Origin of the sequence: Pectobacterium araliae, assembly GCF_037076465.1 — a bacterium.
Classification (GTDB): domain Bacteria; phylum Pseudomonadota; class Gammaproteobacteria; order Enterobacterales; family Enterobacteriaceae; genus Pectobacterium; species Pectobacterium araliae.
In genome coordinates this window covers 1,469,014-1,491,907 of sequence record NZ_AP028908.1, presented here as the reverse complement: position 1 = coordinate 1,491,907, position 22,894 = coordinate 1,469,014, and the positions used below count along the sequence as shown (strand labels likewise).

At 53.3% G+C, this 22,894-nt stretch carries 18 protein-coding genes and 1 pseudogene; 3 read left to right on the top strand and 16 right to left on the bottom strand.

Annotation, left to right across the window (positions count from 1 at the left end; genetic code table 11):
- Positions 1-26: 26 nt before the first annotated feature.
- The 6 genes from AACH44_RS06660 to iolG all read right to left on the bottom strand — a co-directional run bounded on the left by AACH44_RS06660 (position 27) and on the right by iolG (position 7,827).
- Positions 27-1,931, bottom strand: a complete 1,905-nt coding sequence (locus AACH44_RS06660) for a bifunctional 5-dehydro-2-deoxygluconokinase/5-dehydro-2-deoxyphosphogluconate aldolase (RefSeq protein ID WP_261849915.1) — start codon at positions 1,929-1,931, stop codon at positions 27-29.
- Between the two features lie 45 nt (positions 1,932-1,976).
- Entirely contained in the window at positions 1,977-3,110 is a 1,134-nt protein-coding gene (locus AACH44_RS06655) for a Gfo/Idh/MocA family protein (RefSeq protein WP_261849914.1), read from the bottom strand.
- Between the two features lie 39 nt (positions 3,111-3,149).
- Positions 3,150-4,181: an ABC transporter permease gene (locus tag AACH44_RS06650; protein ID WP_261849913.1), complete on the bottom strand. Its 1,032-nt coding sequence runs from the start codon at positions 4,179-4,181 to the stop codon at positions 3,150-3,152.
- Between the two features lie 12 nt (positions 4,182-4,193).
- A complete protein-coding gene (locus AACH44_RS06645) occupies positions 4,194-5,741 on the bottom strand; it encodes a sugar ABC transporter ATP-binding protein (RefSeq protein ID WP_261849912.1) in 1,548 nt (515 codons plus the stop codon).
- Positions 5,742-5,821: 80 nt separating this feature from the next.
- The gene (locus AACH44_RS06640; RefSeq protein WP_261849911.1) at positions 5,822-6,760 is read right to left on the bottom strand and encodes a substrate-binding domain-containing protein; all 939 of its coding nucleotides are present in this window, start codon (positions 6,758-6,760) and stop codon (positions 5,822-5,824) included.
- Between the two features lie 80 nt (positions 6,761-6,840).
- Complete coding sequence (iolG, locus tag AACH44_RS06635) at positions 6,841-7,827, bottom strand: inositol 2-dehydrogenase (RefSeq protein ID WP_261849910.1); 987 nt, start codon at positions 7,825-7,827, stop codon at positions 6,841-6,843.
- Between the two features lie 531 nt (positions 7,828-8,358).
- Here iolG and AACH44_RS06630 point away from each other — a divergent pair.
- On the top strand, positions 8,359-9,063 hold the full coding sequence (locus tag AACH44_RS06630; RefSeq protein WP_261849909.1) for a zeta toxin family protein: 705 nt from the start codon (positions 8,359-8,361) through the stop codon (positions 9,061-9,063).
- 26 nt (positions 9,064-9,089) lie between these two features.
- Positions 9,090-9,380, top strand: a complete 291-nt coding sequence (locus tag AACH44_RS06625) for a hypothetical protein (RefSeq protein WP_261849908.1) — start codon at positions 9,090-9,092, stop codon at positions 9,378-9,380.
- Positions 9,381-9,456: 76 nt separating this feature from the next.
- Here AACH44_RS06625 and iolD read toward each other — a convergent pair whose 3' ends face one another.
- Together iolD and AACH44_RS06615 are read right to left on the bottom strand one after the other, a co-directional pair.
- Complete coding sequence (iolD, locus tag AACH44_RS06620) at positions 9,457-11,388, bottom strand: 3D-(3,5/4)-trihydroxycyclohexane-1,2-dione acylhydrolase (decyclizing) (protein WP_261849907.1); 1,932 nt, start codon at positions 11,386-11,388, stop codon at positions 9,457-9,459.
- Positions 11,389-11,574: 186 nt separating this feature from the next.
- Positions 11,575-13,086 (bottom strand): CoA-acylating methylmalonate-semialdehyde dehydrogenase, encoded by a 1,512-nt coding sequence (locus tag AACH44_RS06615; RefSeq protein WP_261849906.1) that lies wholly within the window; start codon positions 13,084-13,086, stop codon positions 11,575-11,577.
- A 333-nt stretch (positions 13,087-13,419) separates the two neighbouring features.
- On the opposite strand from AACH44_RS06615, the gene AACH44_RS06610 reads away from it, so the two are divergent.
- Entirely contained in the window at positions 13,420-14,277 is an 858-nt protein-coding gene (locus AACH44_RS06610) for a MurR/RpiR family transcriptional regulator (protein WP_261849905.1), read from the top strand.
- Between the two features lie 260 nt (positions 14,278-14,537).
- Here AACH44_RS06610 and adrA read toward each other — a convergent pair whose 3' ends face one another.
- From adrA to AACH44_RS06570, 8 genes and pseudogenes are all read right to left on the bottom strand, one after another.
- Positions 14,538-15,599 (bottom strand): diguanylate cyclase AdrA, encoded by a 1,062-nt coding sequence (adrA, locus tag AACH44_RS06605; protein ID WP_261849904.1) that lies wholly within the window; start codon positions 15,597-15,599, stop codon positions 14,538-14,540.
- A 232-nt stretch (positions 15,600-15,831) separates the two neighbouring features.
- A pseudogene (locus AACH44_RS06600) lies at positions 15,832-16,071 on the bottom strand (PRD domain-containing protein); the annotation flags it as partial.
- A gap of 197 nt (positions 16,072-16,268) precedes the next feature.
- Positions 16,269-17,885 carry a S53 family peptidase gene (locus AACH44_RS06595; RefSeq protein WP_261849903.1) on the bottom strand — a complete coding sequence of 539 codons (1,617 nt, stop codon included), beginning with the start codon at positions 17,883-17,885 and terminating at the stop codon, positions 16,269-16,271.
- A 19-nt stretch (positions 17,886-17,904) separates the two neighbouring features.
- Complete coding sequence (locus AACH44_RS06590) at positions 17,905-18,561, bottom strand: chorismate mutase (protein WP_261849902.1); 657 nt, start codon at positions 18,559-18,561, stop codon at positions 17,905-17,907.
- A 289-nt stretch (positions 18,562-18,850) separates the two neighbouring features.
- Positions 18,851-20,983 carry a YjbH domain-containing protein gene (locus tag AACH44_RS06585; protein ID WP_338659528.1) on the bottom strand — a complete coding sequence of 711 codons (2,133 nt, stop codon included), beginning with the start codon at positions 20,981-20,983 and terminating at the stop codon, positions 18,851-18,853.
- Complete coding sequence (locus AACH44_RS06580; protein WP_261849900.1) at positions 20,980-21,762, bottom strand: capsule biosynthesis GfcC family protein; 783 nt, start codon at positions 21,760-21,762, stop codon at positions 20,980-20,982. The genes AACH44_RS06585 and AACH44_RS06580 overlap by 4 nt, the downstream gene beginning before the upstream one ends.
- Before the next feature lie 9 nt (positions 21,763-21,771).
- Positions 21,772-22,449 (bottom strand): YjbF family lipoprotein, encoded by a 678-nt coding sequence (locus AACH44_RS06575; RefSeq protein ID WP_261849899.1) that lies wholly within the window; start codon positions 22,447-22,449, stop codon positions 21,772-21,774.
- A gap of 75 nt (positions 22,450-22,524) precedes the next feature.
- Positions 22,525-22,791 (bottom strand): hypothetical protein, encoded by a 267-nt coding sequence (locus tag AACH44_RS06570; RefSeq protein WP_261849898.1) that lies wholly within the window; start codon positions 22,789-22,791, stop codon positions 22,525-22,527.
- Positions 22,792-22,894 lie beyond the last annotated feature (103 nt).

Below are 22,894 nucleotides of genomic sequence, written 5' to 3'. Positions count from 1 at the left end.
CCTTTATTCGATCATATAGAAATGGGTTAACCGCGCTGACGCCACACGGCGATCAGTTGCAGGTAGTTATGTTTAACTTGCTCAATCAATTCGGCGTCATCGATCTCGTTACGCAGCCACTTTTGCGCAGGCTGGGCAAACAGGGTGCGGCCGACGGCAAAGCCTTTGACAATCGGGAAACCCACGGCAGCGCTAAAGCCTTGTTGCAGGGTTTCCAGCGGCGCATCCAGCCCCAGAATGACCACACCTCGACAGTAGGGATCGCGCTGTGCCAGCAGCGGCGTGAGTTGTTCCCAGCCTGCGGTGGACAGCGGTGGTAATTTCCACCAGTCTGGCCGCACGCCGAGGTTGTAGAAACGTTGAATCGCGCGCAGATAAAGCGCATCGCTGTGCGGCATGCCTGCGGGTAGAATGACTTCGAGCAGCAGTTCATGACCGGATTGACAGCAGGCCTGATAGACCTCGATCACCTTCATTTCCTGCTCGCGTCGCAGTGCATGGGCATCTTCTGGATGGAAGAACACCAGACATTTCACCACGTGCTCAAGTGGCCAGCTCACTAACTGTGAACCGATATTACCGCGCTCCATGGTTAACGGGCGCGACCCCGGCAGCTCAATCGGTCGGCCAATCCACCAGCCTTTTCCGGTGATGTCATTCAGCGCATCCTGCCCGAACGTACCATCGCACAGCAGGCCGGCTTTCCCCTCCAGCCCCGCCTGCTGCGCCGCCTCATAGCTGGCGCGCAGAATCAGTTTCTTCAGCGCGGGAATACGGCTGATTTCGGTGCCGCAGTTCAGCGCCATGTCTTCCAGTTGGCTACGGTGATCGAACGCGATCACGCACAGTTCATGCCACTGTTTACGCCGCGTCGTCACGCGGTGTAGATGGTTAAGCTCGTCGTCCAGATCGGGACGCGGCACGCTCGCCGCCCGTGCTAAATAGTTATCCAGTTCGATCTTGCTTGGCATCGCTGGGGCACAGCCGTGGCGTGACACCACCAACGCGCCGCAAGCATTGGCATACGCACAGGCTTTCTCCCAGCCTTCACCGTTGAGATAGCCACGCAGCAGGCCGGACATAAACGCATCGCCCGCCCCCAGCACGTTCAGCACATCTACGCGCACGCCTTTGATCGTGATGCCTTTATCCAGATGATCGGGAATCGCGTCGCTAAACACCGAGCAGCCCAGCGCCCCGCGTTTGCACACCAGCTCCGCCTGCGTGTGCTGGCGCACCCTGCGCAGCGCCTGCAAAGTATCCGTGCTCCCACCCGCAATGTGGAATTCCTCCTCGGTGCCGACAATCACATCAAACAGCGACAGCACCTGCTGCAACTGTTCTGTCACCGCCTGCGCTTCAACAAAACGGGTTTCGCCATCGCCCAGCGACGTCAGCCCCCACAGCACCGGACGGTAGTCAATATCCAGCGCCGTTTTCACGCCGTTGCGTCGTGCGTATTGCAGCGCCGTCAGTACCGCTTCACGGGTATTGGGATGAGACAGATGCGTGCCGGTAATCGCCAGACAGCGGGACGATGCAATATAATCTTCGGTGAAATCCTCCGGCGAGATCGCCATATCAGCGCAGTTATCGCGGTAGAAAATCAGCGGAAAGGTATCGCGATCTTTGATGCCCAACAGCACCAGCGCCGTCAGACGTTCCTTATCGGTAATCAAATGGTTGGTATCGCAGCCGACCTGATTCAGCTCTTCACGCAGGAAGCGCCCCATATGCTCGTCGCCCACCCGCGCCAGCATAGAAGAACGTAGCCCTTGTCGTGCCGTGCCGTAAGCCACGTTGCCGGACGACCCACCCAGATACTTGGCAAAACTGCCCATATCTTCCAGACGCGCGCCGATTTGCTGCCCGTAAAGATCGACAGCAACGCGCCCCATGCAAATCACATCAAACGTCTTTTCCTTACTCATAGCGGCCAATCCTGTAAAAAAGAAGAAATCACGTCAGCTGGCGTATTAGCCCACCTCGTCCACATTCACCCAACGCGCCGTTTCGTGTGACTGCACGATCGCATCCAGAACTCGCGAGACTTTCCAGCCCTCTTCGAAATCCGGCCACATGGGGACGTCAGCCGCAATACCGTCAATCAGATCGCGCACCTCTACCGTTTTCTGATCGTTGAATCCAATACCGTGTCCGGCACTGGCGCAGAAGGCCGCATAATCAGGATGCTGTGGTCCGGTCAGTAGCGTTTTAAATCCCTGCCGATGTTCCGGTTCGTCATGCCGATAGAGCTTCAGCTCCGCCATGCGTTCCTGCGTGAAACTCAGCGTGCCTTTGGTGCCCGTCACCACGTAGGTCAGGCCCATTTTGCGGCCGCAGGCGATGCGTGAGGTTTCAATCACGCCGCGTGCGCCGCTGACAAACCGCACCATGGCATGCGCCTGATCTTCATTCTCAACCAGTACAACCTCGCTGCTGCCCGGAGCCGTTGGACGCTGCGTAATCACCGTTTGCAGATCGCCGCAGACGCTGGCGATATCGCCTACCAGATACTGCGCCATGTTGACGATGTGCGCCGCCAGATCGTCCAACGCCCCCAGCCCAGCCGTTTCTTTGAAGCAGTGCCAATCTGCGGGTTTGTTCGGATCGGCCAAATAGTCCTCATTGTGTGTGCCGTAAAAGTGCACCACCTCGCCAATCTCGCCGCTGGCAATAATCTCTTTAGCCAACTGTGAGGTCGGGTTCTTCATGTAGTTGAACCCCACCAGCGTTTTCACCCCTGCCCGCTGCGCAGCATCGACCATTTCTCGGGCATCACGCGCGTTCAGCGCCAGCGGTTTTTCCGAGTAAACATGCTTGCCATGCTGAATGGCGGCCATCGCCATCGTTTTATGCAGAAAATTCGGCGCGCAGATATCCACCACGTCAATGTCTGGGTCCGCCACCAGTTCATGCCAGTCCCCCGTTGAGCGCTGAAAGCCAAATTCCTGCGCCCGTTTAGCCGCCAGTTCCGGCGACACTTCCGCCAGCATGGCTTTCACCAGATTGCCTTTCAGCGGGAAGACCGTCGGTGCCTGTGCGTAGGCGATAGCATGCGCACGACCGATATAGCCCGTGCCGATTAACCCAATGCGTACATCCTTCATATCCACCTCGGTGAGAAAAATAGTCGGTATGAGCGCGGCTTAGATAGCGCCGCGACGGCTCTTGGCATAGGTGTCGAACGCCACGGCCAGCACGATAATTAACCCGGTGATAATCTGCTGGTAGTAAGCCGATACGTTCATCAACACCAGCCCGTTAATCAGAATGCCCATGATGATCGAACCAATAATGGTGCCGCTGATCCGGCCATAGCCGCCCATCAGCGAGGTGCCGCCAATCACTACCGAGGCGATCACGCGCAGCTCGAAAGTGATCCCCGCGACGGCTTCTGCGCTACCGAGACGGGCGCTGAGAATAAAGCCCGCCAGACCTGCCAGACAGCCAATCACGACGTAGACGCTGACCAGTACGCGTTGCACATTCACCCCAGCCAGACGCGCGGCTTCGGTGTTGCCGCCGATGGCGTATACAAAGCGACCCCAGCGGGTTTTATGCAGCGCCAGATACCCCATCAAGGCGACCAGTGCGAAGATCCAGATCGGCACCGAAATACCGAGAATCTCTCCCCGTCCCCACCAGCGATAGCCGGGGTCAAAACCAGCAATTGGCGCACCGTCGTTCATCACCAGCGTTAACCCACGCCAGATGGTCATCCCACCCAACGTGACGATGAACGGCGGCAGACGCAGTTTGGTCACCCCCAAGCCATGCAGGAAACCAATGAAGGTGCCCATCGCCAGACAGACGCCCAATGCAACCAACCAGCTCAAGCCGTACCAGGCATCAGGATCGACGGTGGTGAAGTTGTCGCCTTTAATCACCGAGGCGGCGGTGATGGCACACACCGCCAGAATCGAGCCGACGGACAGGTCGATCCCGGCAGTCAAAATGACAAACGTCATCCCTACGGCCATGATCCCGTAGATGGAGACTTCGGTCAGGATGTTGGTGATGTTGCGTTCGGACAGGAAGTTGCTGTTCTGCGACTGAAAGAAAATCAGCAGCAAAATCATGAAAATAAACACGCCAAAGCGTTCAAAAAAGGCAATGGGATCAAAACGTCCACGTGAATTGGACGGCGTAATACTCTTAGAAAGCGGCTGCTGGGACATGCGTCACCTCCGTTATGCTGCGTGTAATGCGTCGTGGCAAATGGCCATCATCGTCATCAGTTTTTCTTCTGTGGCGTCATCGCCATGAATTTCCCCGCTGATCCGCCCTTCACTGAGCGTGATAATACGGTCGGAAATCGCCATGATCTCCGGCAGGTCGGAGGAAATCACAATCACGGCGACGCCCCGTTTCGCCATATCGAACAGCACCTGATGGACTTCTGACTTGGTGCCGACATCGATGCCGCGCGTGGGCTCATCCACGATCAATACTTTGGGGTTCAGCGCCATGCAGCGGGCAAGAATCACCTTTTGCTGATTCCCCCCCGACAGCTTGCGCACCTCCTGCTCGCTGTTCACCATCTTGATGTGCAGCGCCTGGCGGTAGGCGTCAATCAAATCGTCTTCTTTACGGGTGTCGACAAACCAGCGCCAACGCATCAGCGACGAGAGGTTGGAAAGCGAGATGTTTTCCCTGATCGACAGCCCCAACACTGCGCCTTCTTTCTTACGATCTTCCGGCACCAGCGCGATGCCTTGCGACAGCGCATGCAGTGGCGTAGAGGGGTAATAGGGTTCGTCATCCAACACAAATTCACCGGTAGAGAACGCGTCTGCACCGAACAGGCAGCGCGCAATTTCCGTACGCCCCGCCCCCACCAGCCCTGCGATACCGAGCACTTCCCCCGCATGTACCTGAAAACTGATGTCCTTTAGCGCAATGCCGTGCGCATCCAGCGGCGGTTTTTCCCGGCTTAAGCCCTTCACCGCCAGCCGTACCGACTTATCCTGATGATGCGTTTCCGCAGGCGGACGGCGGTTAAACACCACGTCACGGCCGACCATCAGGCGAATAATCTCCTGCACATTGGTGCTGGCGACGTCCCCAGAACCGGTGTAGCGGCCGTCCTGAAATACGGTAAACCGATCGCACAGTTGGAAGACTTCGTGCAGCCGGTGCGTGACATACACCACGCTCACGCCGCGCCCTTTCAACTCGCGCACCACGCGGTGCAGGCTGTCAACTTCACTGTCGCTCAGCGCCGCCGACGGTTCGTCCATCACAATCAGCTTGGCGTTCAGCGTCAGCGCTCTGGCGATTTCCACCATCTGCTGCTGCGCCACGCTCAAACGCGCGACCTGTGTCGTCGGCGCAATGTTCAATTTCAGATAATCCAGTACCGCTTTCGCCTCACGATTCACCGCCAGCGCGTCCACAAATACGCTGCTACGCTGCGGCTCGCGTCCCAGGAACATGTTCTCCGCCACGCTCATGTTCGGCAGCAAATTAAATTCCTGATAAATGGTGATAATCCCCCGCTTTTGGCGTTCAACGGGCGATTCGAGCGGTAACAGCGTCTCGCCGCCAAACCAGATATCACCGCTGGTCTGCGGCTGCGCCCCAGCCAGCGCCTTTAACAGCGTCGATTTACCCGCGCCGTTTTCTCCCAATAGCGCATGTATTTCTCCCGGCTGTACGGTCAGTTGCGCATGACTTAGCGCCCAGACGCCAGAGAAGCTCTTTGCCAGATTGGTGATGTTAAGTAGGGGTTCCGTCATGCGTACCTTCCTCTTGCAAGGCCGCGCGGAGGCGGCCTGCTGAATACCTTTTATGATTTAACAATGGCGTGGAAAACGGTTTATTTACCCGCTTCGCCAATGCGCTCGGCATCGTTCAGGTTATCTTGGGTAATCATGGTCGGTTGGTAGTCAGCCCCAGTGATAGGCGCTTTACTGCGGATGTTATTGGTTAATTGCGTTAACGCCGTGGTCACCGCATAGCCCGGACGCTGATCGGCGGTAACCGCCAGCCAACCGTCACGTACACGCGCTAGCGCTTCCGGCACGGCATCAAAGCCCGTTACCATCACGTCGCCAGGTTTCAGCCCCTGACCCTGTAACGCTTCAATCGCACCCAGCGCCATGTCGTCATTCGCAGAGAGGATCACCTGCGGGCGTTTAGGCAGCGAAGGAAACACACTTTCAACGATGCGCATCCCTTCGGAACGCATCCAGTTCCCTGTCTGGTCAGCAACAATGTGGTACTTGCTACCGCCCGCTTTCAGGCTGTCGCGAATCCCCTGCGTGCGTTCGATGTTGGAAGACGAGCCTGGCTGCCCCGTCAGCAGAATGATCTCTGCACCATTCGGGAACTTGGTTTTGACATAGTCGGCAATCGCCTGACCGCCTTTGTAGTTATTAGCCCCAAAGTGCGGCACCGCTTTTTCCGTTTTTACCGAACGATCCAGCGTCACCACCGGTAGCTTGGCATCCTGAATATCGGTCACCGCGCTGGACACCGCGTTGACGTCATTCGGTGACACAACAAAGCCCTGTGCCCCACGCGTGATGGCATTCTCTAAATCGGCGGCCTGCTTAGGCGAGCTACCCTGCCCATCCAGCACCTGCAAGTTCACCCCCAGTTCTTTGGCGGCTTTAACGGCAGTGCGCTGCATATGAACTTCAAACGGCATGGCGAGATTCGGCGTACTGAAAACGATTTGTTCATTTTGAGCCTGAGCAAAACCAGACAGACCCAGTGCGATGGCGATTGCGGAAACGCTGATGATCTTTTTCATATGTCTTTTCTCTGCTTCTGTTATGAGTATGGGTGTAGGGTTGAAAGCAGGTAAAACGCGATGTGCCGATGCCGATACGATTACACGGCGACCTCCTTGCCTTGAGCCAGGGATTCAAAGGCTTTATCCGCCAGATTCAGCGCACGCTCACCGTCCAGACCGGAGCATTCCGGCTTCGTGAGGCCATTCAGCACATCGACAAAGTGCTGCCACTCTGCCGCGTAGGCGGCGTGATAGCGTTGCAGGAAGAAGTATTCGGGTTTCGCCACCAGACAGCCGTCGTCGGTCCACTGCTCGACCACGTTTTCGCGGATGTTGCCCGCGCTGAGCACGCCCTTCGCGCCATGCAATTCGAGACGCTGATCGTAGCCGTAGCCGGAGCGGCGGCTGTTGACGATGGTCGCCATCGCGCCAGAAGCAAATTTCAGCACGATAAACGCGGTATCGATGTCGCCCGCTTCACCAATCGCCGGATCGACCAAATTACTGCCTTGTGCAAAGACCGACACGGGCTCTTCACCCATAATGAAACGTGCCATATCGAAATCATGGATCGTCATGTCGCGGAACATACCGCCGGAAACGCGGACATACTCAGCAGGCGGTGGCGACGGATCGCGGGAGATAATCAGGAGAGATTCCGGCTTGCCGATATTGCCTTCACCCGCCAGGGTTTTGACACGACGGAATTGCGGGTCGTAGCGGCGATTGAAGCCGACAAACAATGGCACGTTCTGCTGTTTGACGACGGTCAGGCAATCGCGAACGCGAGCAATATCCAGATGTACCGGCTTTTCACAGAAAATGGCCTTGCCGTGTTTGGCAGCCAGCTCAATCAGGTCAGCGTGCGTGTCAGTCGCGGAAGCAATCAGGACGGCATGCACCGCCGGATCGTTCATGACCTCATCAACCGTTTTTACTTTGGTATGGTAACGTTCGGCCAGCGCCGTGGCATTGGTTGGATTGGGATCAACCACCGCGTACAGGTTGGTTTCTTTGTGTGCTGCGATGTTCACGGCATGGACTTGACCGATGCGGCCCGCGCCCAGTAAAGCGATGTTAAACATAGATGCTCCCTTGCTGCCTGAGTGGCATGTAATGCCAGACTGAAAAAGTGACGGATAACGGCTAGTCGCATTCCTCCCCCCATCACCCGCTTTTTATCGCAAATCTTGATAGATAAAATAAAACATTTATTTCAATTTTGTATAAATTGAAAATTATGTTTTTGCGTGCCAGTTAACATTTTCATGACATCTTCGCGGTTTTCTGCAACCCCAATCACACATCGTGTGAGAACGTTTGTGGCGATATACATAACTATCAGGGGATCAAAGCAGCGCAGGAACGCAATAGGAGAGAAAATGAAACTGCGGTTTAAAAATGAAATGGATGTTTCAGTTCGATTCGAGAGTATGGGGGGAGGATTAGGCAGCACGAAAGATCGCAAACTTCATCTGCACAAGCTTTCTTCTTCACATTTTATGCAGATTCAGAGACCGTTTTCCTCATCAACGTAAGAGTCATGACAGAATAAGAGTGATATTCTCTGATAGTGAATTCTGCTTTTGGATAAATGATATTTAAGGAGATAGTGCATGGATGGTGAGTTACTAACCCCGCTATCACGCAAGGTTGGGAAAGCAATTAAAGAGGTTCTTTATGAACACCTCACTACAGAGAAGACGCCTACTGAGAGTAAAGCGGTTCTTTTCATGGCGGGTTCACCGGCAGCAGGAAAAACGGAGCTTCTCAATCGTCTCATTGAACAGCATAATTTAAGCAATTTTGTACGTATTGATGCTGATGATTTCAGATGGTGGTTCCCTTACTACAATGAGGAGAATTCGGTACATTTCCAGAAAGCAGCATCAGAAATGGTTGACTATATCTACAAACGAGCCTTGTCTGATGGGTATCAGATAATTATGGACTCTACTTTCTCAAGCCTTAGCATCGCTGAAAGCAACTTCGACAGAGCGCTAAACGCTAACTACAGCATCATTCTCAATTATGTCTATTTTGCCCCAGAGAAAGCCTGGAGGTATGCGCAAGAACGAAAACGCACTGTGCCGCTTGAGATTTTGAAACGGAATTTCATTAAAAGCCGCGAAGTGGTTGTAAACATGCTGAAGACTTACGACAGCAAGTTCACCCTCAATATTTACCACCGCTATGAATCCCCACCCTCTTCTGGCAATTTCAGCGTTGAGACAAAGTATAACGTGACTCAATCAACCTGGGCCGCCTCTCATCCCTGTTCATACAACAGCATTGATGATTTAGCCCACATTGGCGTATAATAAACAACCAGATTTAAGGAGTTATTATGTCATTCGAAAGAAACGCCGCTAGCCCTGAGCGCTCACTGATGGATATTTTTGGTCCTGATGCAAGCAATGAGGCGAAAACTATTACTGAGAGAGCAGCACAGCTTTCCATGAATGATATGGCTAATATTCTGAATGCTAAAAAATCTTCGCAAAATGATCTCACTGTTGGTGCTATGGTCATAGAAACCTATGCTTCAGAAAATAGTAAACGGATAGCGTTAATGCATTCTCGCCCCCAACTCAATGCATTAAACAGACGAGCTAAGAAACCATTCGTAAAATCATAATCATATCGCCCCTGATCCGAACAGGGGCTTTTATAGATAATCACATCAAAAACTGTTTTAACCCAACGTCCCGGCCTTAATACTGGCGGGCACGAGAGAGCGCGGCTTTCACGCTATTGGCAGCAGCCTCGATCTCCGGGTTGTCGGCAACCTGCGCTGTGCCAGTGCGCCACCAGGATTCGTAGCCGTGCGTCATGGTCTTCGGCAGTACCTTGATATCGAGCAGCACCGGTCCAGAGTGCAGGCGTGATTCCGCCAGCGCCTGCCTGAGCGAAGCTTCATCATGCACCCGCCACGCTTTACAGCCGTAGCTTTCCGCATTCTTGGCGAAATCCACCGGAATAAGTGCGCCGCGCAGTTGCCCCGACTCCGCATCGCGGTAGCGATTTTCCGTACAGAAGCTGCCCATTCCCTGACTCATTTGCAGGTTGTTAATACAACCAAAGCCTGCGTTATCGAACAGTAGCACGGTGATTTTGATGCCTTCCTGTACCGCCGTTTGTAGTTCGGTATGCAGCATCAAATAAGATCCGTCGCCGACCATCGCGTAGACAGGCTGCTGCGGTGCCGCAAGGCGTGCGCCAATCGCCGCCGCAATCTCGTATCCCATACAGGAATAGCCATATTCCAGATGATAGCTGTCCGGTGTTTTCACCTGCCACACGCGCTGTAAATCGCCCGGCAACGACCCTGCCGCCCCCACCACAATCGCGTTATCTTCCAGTTTCTCATTCAGTATGCCCAACACACGCGTTTGCGTCAGATGGGTATTCAGCATCTTGCGGTAATCATCCAATTTGTCTTCCAGACCATCCACCACTTCTGGCACCCATTCACCGTTATCCTGCACGGTAAACAGCCGCTGTAGCTCGCGTTCCCATTCCGCACGAGCCTGTTCGACGGCCTGCTGCCAGTCGCTACGATATGATGCCGCCGTCAGGCGTTCGGTCAGCGCTTCCAGTCCGACACGCGCATCGGCGATCAGGGGTTGCGCATCCAGTTTTAACGCATCGAACTCGGCAACGTTGAGCAGTAAAAATTCGACATTCGGGTTCTGAAACAGCGATTTAGAACCAGTGGTAAAGTCGGTTAAACGCGTCCCAACGCCGATAATCAGATCTGCCTCGTGCGCCAGTCGATTCGCTGCCAGCCCGCCCGTCACGCCAATGCCGCCACAGTTCAGCGGATGTGAGGAAACAATCGCGCCTTTACCTGCCTGCGTTTCGCCAAACGGAATCGCAAATTGCTCGGCAAACTGCGCCAGCGCGTCATGTGCGCCGGAATAACGGACACCGCCGCCACAAATCAGCATCGGACGATGTTTTTTCACAATCAGCGCTGCCGCCTCATCCAGTCGTGCCGCATCCGGCGGGCGTCGTTCGAGGTGATGGACGCGCTTGCGGAAAAACGATGCCGGATAATCCCAGACTTCCGCCTGCACATCCTGCGATAAACATAGCGTCACCGCGCCGGTATCGGCCGGATCGGTCAGCACGCGCATGGCGTTAATCAGCGCACTCATCAGCTGTTCAGGGCGATTAATGCGATCCCAATAGCGGGAAACGGGTTTGAAGCAGTCATTGGTGCTGATCGACAGATCGTGATACTGCTCGACCTGCTGCAACACCGGATCCGGCTGGCGGCAGGCAAAGAGATCGCCGGGCAGCAGCAGCACCGGAATACGGTTAGCGGTGGCGGTCGCCGCCGCCGTCACCATATTCGCCGCACCCGGCCCTACGGATGAGGTTACCGCATAGATTTTCCGCCGCTTGTGCTGTTTAGCAAATCCAACGGCGATCTGCGCCATTCCCTGTTCGTTGCACCCCTGATGCACGGTGAGACGATTCGCCTCCTGCTCCAGCGCCTGGCCGATGCCCAGCACATTGCCGTGACCAAAAATGGTCATGACGCCCTGCACAAAGGGGGACTCTTCACCGTCTACGCTGAGGTATTGCTGGTTGAGAAACCTGACCAGCGCTTGCGCCATGGTGATGCGACACGTATCCATTGATCTACTCCTTCACGTAAGGGAGGATTAAATTACTGATCCCTGATGCAATATCGAGATACACGGGTATACCACGGGGGCGAGGCGTCCCTGCGGGAACCTCATCCCGTGTTCCCCCTAAAACTACACATTCTTGATGCAACACATTTCTGGTTCTTGTTATCGTTACTAACGTGACACGCATCCTCACTCCAGCGTGGGCATGACGAAGCTGCTGGTGTGCTGTTCCAAACGGACGCTGGCAGGCCAGCGGCTGGTGACGGTTTTCATGCGGGTGTAGAAGCGCACACCGTCGCTGCCGTGGACGTTGAGCGGCCCAAAAATAGAGCGCTTCCAGCCGCCAAAGCAGTGGAACGCCATCGGTACGGGAATCGGTACGTTCACGCCGACCATGCCCGCTTGCACCTCTTCGCAGAACTGACGCGCCGTTTCACCATCACGGGTAAAAATAGCCGTGCCGTTGCCGTATTCATGGTTGTTAATCAGCGTCACCGCCGTCTGGTAATCCGGTACGCGCACCACGGACAGCACTGGGCCAAAAATTTCTTCCTGATAGATTTTCATCTCCGGCGTGACGTTATCGAACAGTGTCGGCCCGATAAAGTAGCCTTGTGGATGCCCCTGTACAGACAACGTGCGGCCATCAATACGCAGCGTCGCCCCTTGATCGACACCACTTTGAATATAGTCAGCAATCTTCGCCCGGTGCGGTGCGCTGATCACTGGTCCCATTTCATTTTCCTGTCCGTCTACCAGACCCGGTCCGACGCGCATTGCTTTTATCTGCGCACTCAGGCGCTGGTGCAGTGCTTCTGCTGTGTCATCACCCACGGCCACCACTACCGACAGCGCCATACAGCGCTCGCCCGCCGCACCAAATGCCGCGCCCATAATCGCGCTGGCAGCCATGTCCATATCGGCATCCGGCATCAAAATGCAGTGATTTTTCGCCCCACCCAACGCCTGACAGCGTTTGCCGTGCGCCGATGCGGTCTGATAGATATATTCCGCTACTGGTGTCGACCCCACAAAGCTCACCGCCTGCACGCGTGGATCGGTCAACAGCACATCCACCGCTTCTTTATCCCCCTGAACCACATTAAACACACCATCTGGCAGACCCGCTTCTTTCAGCAATTGCGCTAACAACAGCGACAGTGACGGATCTTTTTCCGACGGTTTAAGCACAAAGGTATTGCCGGTCGCCAGCGCAATCGGGAACATCCACATCGGCACCATCGCCGGGAAGTTAAACGGCGTAATTCCGACGCACACGCCGAGCGGCTGCATGAGCGAGTGACTATCCACACCCGTGCCGACATTCGCCGAATGCTCTCCTTTTTGCAGATGTGGAATACCACAGGCAAACTCAACAACTTCCAGCCCGCGTGTCACCTCTCCCACGGCATCGGAATACACTTTGCCATGCTCTTGTGAAATCAGCCGAGCCAGCGTATCCATGCGCGCTTCCAGCAGCGCCTTAAAGCGAAATAGCACGCGCGCGCGGCGTAACGGAGAATGCTTTGACCACGCAGGGAATGCCGCCGCCGCACTGGCAATGGCCTGCTCGACTTCCGCCTTATCAGACATCACAACCTGGCGAATCTGCTCGCCCGTCGCCGGGTTATACACTGCGGCGTAGCGCTGGCTGCGGCTGGAGACAATCGCCCCCTGAATGAAGCTAGATACGGTTTCCATGTTTACACCTTTGTGGTTTTTGAGGAGACAAACGGCTGATATCGAATTACAGTATATGAAATAAACATTCCATTTAATGTAAAAATAAAATAAATGTTGATTATTGTGATCCGCTGCGAATTTTTATGTAAACTTGAATACAGTTGCCCATAAAGACAGGCGAGCAGCCTCTGAAAATAACCGTATTCCTAACCGATGTGCCGTCAGAAATGTCGTACAGATAAAACAGCTGTCTACAGAAATGAATTTTCTGTTCCGTTTCAGGTGCAGTCATGAAAAGCATGACGGAGGCCGAGCAGAATTGTGATATGAGACTTTGGGAGATAACCCGATATGCCCATGGCAACCAGCCTGAGAGAGTTACAGGAACAGATCCGCGAGCGTTATGATTCGCTCAGCAAGCGGCTACAGCAGGTGGCGCATTATGTGTTGGATAATACCAACAGCATCGCGTTTGATACCGTCGCGGTGATTGCCGAACGCGCAGATGTTCCCCCCTCAACGTTGATTCGCTTCGCCAACGCCTTTGATTTCAGCGGCTTCAACGAAATGAAACAGCTGTTCCGCATGAATCTGGTGGAGGAAACCGCCAGCTATACCGACCGGGCGCGGCTGTTTCGGGCGATGGAAGCCGACGCCGTGCCAGAAACACCGCTGGATATTCTGCATGAGTTTGCCCGCTCAAACGCGCAGGCAATGCAGCAGTTAGCGGCACGCACCCCGCCAGACGATCTGCAAAAAGCCGTCGATCTGCTGGCTCAGGCAGACACGATCTACATCGTGGGGCTACGTCGCTCGTTTAGCGTCGCCACTTACCTTACCTATGCGCTCAGCCATCTGGAAAGCAGCCCGATTCTGATCAACGGTCTGGGGGGGATGTTTCGCGAGCAGCTCAGCCGCGTTAACTCACGCGATGTGGTGGTATCCATCAGTTTCTCACCCTATTCACAGGAAACGGTGATGGTTAGCGAGATGGCGGCAAAAGCCGGCGCACGGCAAATCGTGATTACCGACAGTCAGATCAGCCCGCTGGCAACGCTCAGCGACGTTTGCTTTGTGGTGAAGGAGGCGCAGGTTGATGCGTTCCGATCACAGTCCGCCACGCTATGTCTGGTGCAGTCGCTGATGGTATCGCTAGCCTACCGGCAGGGAAACGGCACGGAACAGAGTGAAAAACAGCAGCGCGGCTAAACGAAACCATTTAATAATAAGTAAGGATACTTATTTTATGCCTCACGTCATCGCACAGGGTTTTATTAAGCCGGAGAGCATTGAGATCGTCATGCCGCTGCACCATGAATGAGTAGAGAAAAACTGACAAGAGGCGCGCTGTAAGAAAGAAGCCAATTCCCGTTTTGTTCTGCCTAAGCGCGATTCGTTCGTCTCCTGGGCCAACATGCGGCCATTTTCAAACAGGCAATGACCACATACCACACGCTTATCTTGACGACTCAAGCCACTTCGGTTCGGCGGCGACCTTTATTTTTTGCTCGGTAGAGCGCCATATCCGCCGTTTTTAACCAGTCAATGTACTGCCCCATATCCGGCGACATTTCCGCAATGCCAACACTGACAAAGACTGCCAACTGAGGTGTCTGATTGAGGAACTTCAACGATAGGCTTTCTCTAATACGATTCACCGCATCCAGCGCATCCCCCGCGCGGGTTTGCGGTAAAATAACAGCAAACTCATCTCCACCGAATCGCCCAATCACATCCGTTTCCCGAAAACCGGACGTGAGTTCACGTGCCAGCAGCAATATCGCCTGATCGCCGACGTTATGCCCATAGTTATCATTAAAAGCTTTAAAATGATCGATATCGAACAGAATCAACGTCGCCGTCCGCTTATAACGCTGACAAATGTCATACTCATGTTTCAGCAGGTGTTCCCAATGGTGACGGTTATAGAGGTTAGTCATACCATCATGAATGCTGACTTCCATCAGCATACGTTTGTGTTCCGCCAGCTTCAACGCGGTAGTGTAGGTCACATAGCCCAGAGAAATCGGGTAGACCAGCAACATAGGTAGACAGGCATAAAGCTGTATCGGCGTCGTCTCCAGCGAAACCGGCACGGCAAACAGCACAAACACCAGCACACAGGCGACACACTGTAATACGATGCCCTGAACAAACAGCTTTATCCCACCGCCAGCCGTGCCGTTCATCCCCACCATCGCCACAATCAGGGCGCTGGGCAGAAGATTCACGCCCATAAACCCGATCCAGATGCCACCAAATGCCACATCGAACAATAGATTACGTTTTTCGCACCGCATCGGGTCGCGGGACCGTCGGGACAGTGTGTAGGCAATGTGAGGCCAGATAAAGGTGTTAAGGAAGAGCAGTACCCACAATAGCGTCGGGATCGGCCGGGTAATCAGTACCGAGGAAATAAAGAGAGAGCAGAGTATCGTACCGACAATGCGTGGAATATAGACTCGCTGGGAAAAGCGTAGCCCTGAGCGACGTACATCTACCGTCAAAAACATCGGCGGCGAGGCTGACATAACGCCCCCCATGCGGTTCACGAACTAATAGCGAGAAAAAAGAATATTATGGCTGAAAGCATGTCAGCAACAGTGAGCGATTTTTGAATTTATTTTGTTACATAACGAAACGAACTGGTGTCGCAAAAGCGAAATAGGGTACCACAAGTGCTAACACGCGGTGGTCTTACCCGTGACTGTCGCTCCCTATCTATTATTGCCGCGGGTGTATGCGCCATGATGGCCTGCTCGATTAAGATGGGGAAGGCTGTAACCGGTTAATGTGAATGGTCAGAAACATGATTTCATCGGTAGTCAGTTGGCAGTTGTAATGCTTTTCTACATAGTCATACACTTTCATCGCACTGGCATAAGCTCGCGACATCAGTTCGGTAATCCCCTGATAGATGGAATCATCACCGTGGTTCACCGTTTCCCGATTTAACAAACGCAGAGCGAAGAATTTCAGATGCGTAATCAAACGCTGATAATGTCAGCAAAACATCACTGATGTTATGGGCGGTGCGCGACCGAGATGGATTCAGGTAAAAAACCTGATACGAGCATGTTTACACAACATGTGTCGTATCAGGTTTCGCTCGAGCCTTAGCCCGATCATGTCCTTCTTATCGGGTTATATCCGCTAACGGCGGTAGACTCAAACCAAGGTCGGGCAATCTGTGATGAACATCACCGCTCATCGTCAATGTCCTGCGCACCAGTGAGTTTGACGAGTTTCTTCAACAATCTCAGCAACTTAATACCATCTGGCGACCCCAGCCCGGTACAGGCATCCCACCCTTCAGACGCGACAAATACCCCATTATCTCCCCGCACTATATCCTTGCAGCTATTATGGTTGCGGTAAAGTAACGGAGGAATAAACAGCGATGCCGACTCGGTCAACGCGAGCAGACGTGCGAGTAAACCGGCCCACAGCGGCGCAACCGCGCTGGTGCCGCCAACGACACCTTCCTGTCCGTTGACTTCAACCAAATAGCCCGTTTCAGGATCGGCATTGCCGCTGACATCGGGAACACCACGGTATTGTAGGGCGTGCTGGCCGCCATATTTATCTACCAGAGACAGCCTTAACTGCCAACTGGGTAACGCGAAGTGCTGACTAACACCACCGCCCGTCGCACTACCATCTCGGCTGTGCCAAACGATTTCCTCCTGCATTTTTTGCAATCGCGTGCCACCACAGGCTAAAACATAGGGGCTGGAGGCCGGGAAATCGACGTGCTCCCCATGCGGTTCACCATCACTCGAGCCCTGATCGCCAGAGGCTACGCACACCGTAATACCTAACGCCGCCGCCGTCTGAAAGGCCTGGTTGTATATCTGTAGCGATTGCGCCGTCCATTCCGACTCGCTGCCACCCCAGCTAATCGAAATCACCGACGGTGCATTTCTCTCATCATGGATTGCGGCATTGATCGCTTCTAAAAACCCCGCATCGGTGTTTGGGGCAAAATACACCACAATTTTAGCGGCTGGGGCCAGCGTACCCGCAATTTCGATATCCATCTGTACTTCAATATCAATGGAGTTCACCTCTTTGTCGCCATCTGACGATGTAGGAGCATTCACCGCACCACCGACACAAATATCGACAATCTGCGGTGGGTTGACGCCCATGCGTTTAAAATAGTGCTCCAACTGTGGTAAGTGATATCCGCCCCCCAGTTCAATAATGCCGATACACTGCCCTGCACCGTCATGTTCCGGGAAATGATAATGCTCCGCCAGCTCTAGCGGCGTGTAACCTGACGGACGCTTTGCTACAGTAGAAAACGCGTCCTTCACATGCAGGCAGCAATGCGTTGCCAGACGATCATCAAGGCCGAGTACGGCAATCACTACGTCCTGTAGATATTCCGGAAGATAAACGCCTCCTGCTCTCCCGCGAAATGTTCCATGCTTGTGGTCATACTGGGCTAAGCTCACCCGGAACGCTTGCTCCATCTGTCCCACGGTTCCTGTCAAAAAGACGGTACGGCTAGCAGGATGTTCACGTTCGATAGATAACCGGTAATGGCGTGCAAACGCACGAACATGTTCTATATCCGTCTCGTCCGCGCTGAACTTTCTGGCATAGCTGGCTCTCGACAGCGGCCTGTTAGCGTTGATCCCACCAAATTGCGGATCAATACTATCGTGCAGTTCGGTGTAATATTCGTCATATGGCATAGTAAAACGCAGCACCAGCATGACTCTGATGTTTTCATTAACATTATAGCGTTCGCGGTACGTTGCATCAGCGATATTTCCGCGCTCGCTCCCTTTCAATAATTGATAAGTCATCGTCTTCTCCCTCACTCAGCTACTTGCTGTCTGGTTCAATTTGACTCAATGCCGCATAAATCTGGCGTTTGTCGTTCTGTGACAGATGCTCAACATTAATAAAAGAAAGAAAAGCGTCCTCTTGCTGAGGCGCAAAATGCCCGCCCTCCGAGAGGTAACGTTTTATGCTAACTAAGAGTTGGTCGTCAATCGTGAGTAACGTGGGCCTGACCGTGCCGTTCAACGACAGCGGCGTCCAGTCGCTCTCCGGTGTCGCAAGCCAGTCCGCCATATAACGATACTGAATGGCTTTGCTGGAATTCATTAATGACGTAAAAAACAGCTGGGTACTCTGAGGGGATAAACCAACGGCAGCAGATTGCTCCCGCACATTACTCAAAATACGATCCTCTTGTTTTAGATCCTCAACAGGCAGGTGTTGGCGGGCCTTATACCCCGCCACATCTTTCATCAACACCATCCTATCCTGAATCAGTTGATAGATACCAAGAGGATTGTCCTGCGTTGCGGCATAGAGAGGAACACACCAAACTGAGCTCATCACTAACGAGATAACAGCGGAAATAGGCAAATTCATCGGATTACATTCTCCTGTTAGTACGACTATGGCAATATTTTTATTTCGCCATTGCGATTGCGGCAGGAGATAATAGGTTTCGCCATATGAATCGTCCATGACGAAACTATTTCAACCGTTACCCACAGGAAACATTTCTTCTTAAAAATCTCTCAGCCTGTCGCTGATACCCGCCATTAAGTTACTAAATTACAAACAACTTAAGAATCAAGCCCTAAAAGTGCAATCCTCAGCATCCGATGATTAAGATACAAACAATGACTAAATGAAATAGTTCAAATGAGTTATTAAGTAACAATATTGCTCTGTTAAGCAAACGCACACAAAAAAGCCCGTCGTGGCACTCGGCCATGACGGGCTTGATTCACCCTAAACGAACGAAGATCGATTAATGCTCAGTGAGACCATACAGCGAGCTGCGACGCTGTAGCATCTGACCACCGTCTCGCGTCAACGGCACCCAACCAACAGCGCCACGTTTCACCGTCGGTTCGGTGAACAGCAGATCAAACGGTATCGAAACGTAGAAGCCTTTGGTAAAGCTTCCTTCACCATATTCAGCGGCGCTGACGTTGGTCTTGGTCGCAAAGGCACCGGCAATAATTCCGCTGTCAAAGCGGCGAGACAGATCGAGAGTTACCCCCTTGTCCCCTGCCAGATAACGACCCACGCTCACCTTCGCTACCGCACCTTCCACAAACGGCAGTTCCCAGTACGCCGTCAGATGACCTGTCACCACATCGTAATCGGCCATTCTCATGATATCGTTCCAGTCACGCTGTTTGGCATAGTTGACATCCAACCCTAGCGCCCAGCTTTTACCGAACGGACGGTACAGCACTTCAGAACCAACCCCCGCATACATCATTTCCAGATAGCCGCCGTAAACCTGGGTATACCAGTCCTGCGCCGGATTATCCCTACGAGTCAATTGCAGGTTGGTCAACAGTAGATCCGAAGAGGTAACATATTCACGCACCCAGGTTCTGACGCGTGGCAGCGCTGCGCCATCCGCCGGTGGTGTTTTATAGTTGAACTTGTCATAGTTATTCACTAGATTCAGCGTTGCCGTTCCACCTACGCTCCAGTGATCGCTCAGACGGTAGTCCACGTTACCTTTCAGTGCGACCTGATACATGTAGAAAGATTCTGGACCACCGAAAGACTGTGTCAGCATCGGATCTAATGAATACGTCAGGCGATCGGGTTCTGCGAGCAGCACCTGCTGACCACGCATGTCGGATATCGGCTCTTTGCGATGCGTTTCAGGATCAGGTTGACCCAGTGGAACGGCAGCCTGCTTAACCTGATGGAAGGCTTTGGCATCCACTTCCGTGCTGGCAATCGGCAAACGCTGGCTGCGCTGAACAATGTGGTATTCATCAATACTACCCGGCACATGGTTTGCCAATACCGTAGCCGCACGCTGCGTCGCCTGTTCACTATCACGATACTTTGTCTGATCGGCAACAATGGTAACCTGTTTTTGATCCGCGTAGATATCGGCGTCTTTATACCCGGCCTTATCACTCAGCTCCTTCGAAACGAGCTGCCAATTGGTGCCTTTACCATCCTGCACGGGTGCATAGACCGGTGGTGCGTCGTCTAAGTAGTTCGGTTTCAGGCTGTTAAAGTTAGTACGCAGAGTGAAACCCCACATCAGGGTATTGCCGCGCTGCCACGACAGTGTGGTATCCAGCACATCGCCCACGCGGTAGACGGCGCCGATATTAAAGGGAGAATCCTGCTTAATTTTCTCGCTGCGTTCGCGGTCGGCGGCCTCACGGCTGTAATCGTTACCGTCATATTCGAGCTTCAGGCGCAATGGATCCCAGGGCGTCTGATATTCAACCCCACCAAACAGTGCCGCCGAGCCGTGGAAGAAGTTTCCGACTTCAAACTGACCGGTATCTGTACTTTCGGTACGATTGCAGAAGCTATCCTTCAGCGAACACGCCGGGTTTTTAATATTGCCGCTCTCGGCCATATTTCCCCAGCCAAGGCCAAGCGTGAAATCAAACGGCCCCATACGCTTACTGGCCACCAGATATTCGCTATCAAACAGCCCCGTACCGGCAATATCGCGCAGCCCCAGCGACACATCCGGCAGCCAGTAGCTTTCCTGCCATAAGCGTGCTTTGAGATCGAAAGCTTTATCTTTATAGGTTTGGTTACCACTAAAGGACAGATTGTTGCTATAAGGACGAGTGCGAATATCGGTATAACGCACCGTCGTTTCCAGCCAGTCAAAGAGCTGGAGGGATATGGAATAGCGTCGATACTCTTCATTGTCGCGATAATTAAGGCTAAACTCGCCCGTTTCCGCCATACGCGCCGTCGGCATCTGCAACAGTCCCGTGCCGCCAAAATCAGACTGTGATACTCCCGCAGGCTGAAAGCGCGGATTCTGATTTGTTACAGCACGGCTGCTTTCTGTCTCTGCCGCCATTGCCTGTGCACTCAGGATGCCGCCAATCGCCAACGACAGACAGCTTAATTTAACGTTTCTGTTCTTTGTCATTCGAGTGGAGTCCGGTTAGCCAGATAGTCAGCAAGCTGATCGTTAAGTGATGACATATCCTGAGGTAAAACAGAAGGATCGAAGCCGATAAAAATCGTTTCGCCCGCAGCAGGCTCAATATGCTGGCGGTTCCACAGCGCCAGCGGTACTTTACGCCACGAGCCATTTCCCCCAATCAGATAGCCGTAACTGCTATCTGCTCCCGCAAGAGACCGTCGTCCAGAGAGATAATTTTCAACCGACCATCCGGCACGCAGCGCCACTTTCCCCGATATTTCCAACTCGCCAACATCAGCAGAGGTATTCACCAGACCAATCAGAGACACGCTGTCATCATGAGGCGCCACATACAGCGCATATTCCCCTACCAGAGGGCGGTTATTCTGGATATAGACACGTACACGGTCAGGGTCCAGATCGGTACGGATGCGCCCCGCAACATTGATCGGACTGATGGACTTTCTCAGCAGCCAGGCGGAGATCGCCAGATCGCCATCACCTGAGTTGCGCCAGCGTGTTTCCAGCTCCGCCAGCTTTTGCAGCAAGACATCCCCTTGCGTACGTACCTTCTGTGTCGTCGCAAAATCAGAGATAAACGCCGTTTGCCAGTTAATATTCTGTGGCCAGGAAACCTGTTCGTAAAATTTGTCAAGCCGCGTACCGTCGTCCAGTTTAACGACAGCGATTGTCTCTTGAGGCGATTTCACCGTCAGTTGTGCCGCCGTCGCGACGCCGGAAACCAGCAGCAACAAGGTAGCGATACGATTGAATGCCAACATTGTAGCCCCTTATTGTACGTAGGGTTTTAATACGGTGAATGTAACCAATGCCATACCCGGCCCCATGTACTGCTGGCTTTGCACCACACTTCCGTTAGCCGGATCGAGCCAGTAGCTATTGGTGTAAGATTCATTCAAGGTGGAGACAGTCACTCGTTCATCAAAACGCAGCAGCGCACGCGAGGTATCCAGAATTTTTATCGTTTCTTTGCCACGAGCCTGAAAAACGGACGTGGTCTCGTAACCACCGCGGAAGACTTGAGCCCACTCAACCCGGCTCTGCCATGTCATTGGCGTCGATGCCTTCAATAGGCCTAGCGTCAGGGGATCCTGTTGCAGGTTATCCACATTGGTAATGTCTTCACCAAAACCCTGTGTTTTCACTAAACGACCATGTTGGGTCGCGACTATATTTTTATCGGCCCCGATCCATTTCAACTGATTCTGCTCGACAAAAGCGAGTACGACAAACGCCTGTGGAGCCTTCCCCACTTTCAGATAGGCCGAGGCATAAGGCGTATTGGCAACCTGTTTGGCCGTCACATGGGTGTCATCCTGCCCCAAAAATGCCAGTTTGAACGTTTTCCCTACCTGCTCCACATTCTGGGAACAGCCAGTCAGCACAACCGATAAAAGAGGTATGGCAATCAGCGCATTCACTTTTGCCATTCGTTTTATTTTTGTCATGAAATGCAGTTCTCGTTGAACAGCGCAGCCTGGAAAAAGAAAGGCCACCGAAGTGGCCTTAGTGTTACACCGAACTTAAGTACGAGTAGTCGTTGACGTGCTCGTCGCTGGCGAGCTGTCATCGTTGCTGGAAACAGCAACTGCAACAGCAACACCGATTGCAGCGGCAGCACCGACAGCAATCAGACCAGTAGTACCAGCAGCAAAACCAGCACCGCCAGCACCCGCAGCACCCGCAGTGGTCGTGGTGCCCGCAGCGGTGGAGTTGGAGACGCCATCAACAGCAAACGCGTTTGACGACATGGCCAGAACAGCAGCCAGCGTGATTAACGTTTTCTTCATTACGATTTCCTTTTTAACATGAAGTACTTCAGGGTGGAGTACCGTCGAAAAGACCATACCCCGTCCTCCATTCCAGTCAGCACGATGGCAAATACATGCTATT

Excerpts from the sequence above, each read along its gene's own strand:
- AACH44_RS06660 (WP_261849915.1), bottom strand. The coding sequence starts at position 1,931 with ATGAGTAAGGAAAAGACGTTTGATGTGATTTGCATGGGGCGCGTTGCT.
- AACH44_RS06655 (WP_261849914.1), bottom strand. The coding sequence starts at position 3,110 with ATGAAGGATGTACGCATTGGGTTAATCGGCACGGGCTATATCGGTCGT.
- AACH44_RS06650 (WP_261849913.1), bottom strand. The coding sequence starts at position 4,181 with ATGTCCCAGCAGCCGCTTTCTAAGAGTATTACGCCGTCCAATTCACGT.
- AACH44_RS06645 (WP_261849912.1), bottom strand. The coding sequence starts at position 5,741 with ATGACGGAACCCCTACTTAACATCACCAATCTGGCAAAGAGCTTCTCT.
- AACH44_RS06640 (WP_261849911.1), bottom strand. The coding sequence starts at position 6,760 with ATGAAAAAGATCATCAGCGTTTCCGCAATCGCCATCGCACTGGGTCTG.
- iolG (WP_261849910.1), bottom strand. The coding sequence starts at position 7,827 with ATGTTTAACATCGCTTTACTGGGCGCGGGCCGCATCGGTCAAGTCCAT.
- AACH44_RS06630 (WP_261849909.1), top strand. The coding sequence starts at position 8,359 with ATGGATGGTGAGTTACTAACCCCGCTATCACGCAAGGTTGGGAAAGCA.
- AACH44_RS06625 (WP_261849908.1), top strand. The coding sequence starts at position 9,090 with ATGTCATTCGAAAGAAACGCCGCTAGCCCTGAGCGCTCACTGATGGAT.
- iolD (WP_261849907.1), bottom strand. The coding sequence starts at position 11,388 with ATGGATACGTGTCGCATCACCATGGCGCAAGCGCTGGTCAGGTTTCTC.
- AACH44_RS06615 (WP_261849906.1), bottom strand. The coding sequence starts at position 13,086 with ATGGAAACCGTATCTAGCTTCATTCAGGGGGCGATTGTCTCCAGCCGC.
- AACH44_RS06610 (WP_261849905.1), top strand. The coding sequence starts at position 13,420 with ATGCCCATGGCAACCAGCCTGAGAGAGTTACAGGAACAGATCCGCGAG.
- adrA (WP_261849904.1), bottom strand. The coding sequence starts at position 15,599 with ATGTCAGCCTCGCCGCCGATGTTTTTGACGGTAGATGTACGTCGCTCA.
- AACH44_RS06595 (WP_261849903.1), bottom strand. The coding sequence starts at position 17,885 with ATGACTTATCAATTATTGAAAGGGAGCGAGCGCGGAAATATCGCTGAT.
- AACH44_RS06590 (WP_261849902.1), bottom strand. The coding sequence starts at position 18,561 with ATGGACGATTCATATGGCGAAACCTATTATCTCCTGCCGCAATCGCAA.
- AACH44_RS06585 (WP_338659528.1), bottom strand. The coding sequence starts at position 20,983 with ATGACAAAGAACAGAAACGTTAAATTAAGCTGTCTGTCGTTGGCGATT.
- AACH44_RS06580 (WP_261849900.1), bottom strand. The coding sequence starts at position 21,762 with ATGTTGGCATTCAATCGTATCGCTACCTTGTTGCTGCTGGTTTCCGGC.
- AACH44_RS06575 (WP_261849899.1), bottom strand. The coding sequence starts at position 22,449 with ATGACAAAAATAAAACGAATGGCAAAAGTGAATGCGCTGATTGCCATA.
- AACH44_RS06570 (WP_261849898.1), bottom strand. The coding sequence starts at position 22,791 with ATGAAGAAAACGTTAATCACGCTGGCTGCTGTTCTGGCCATGTCGTCA.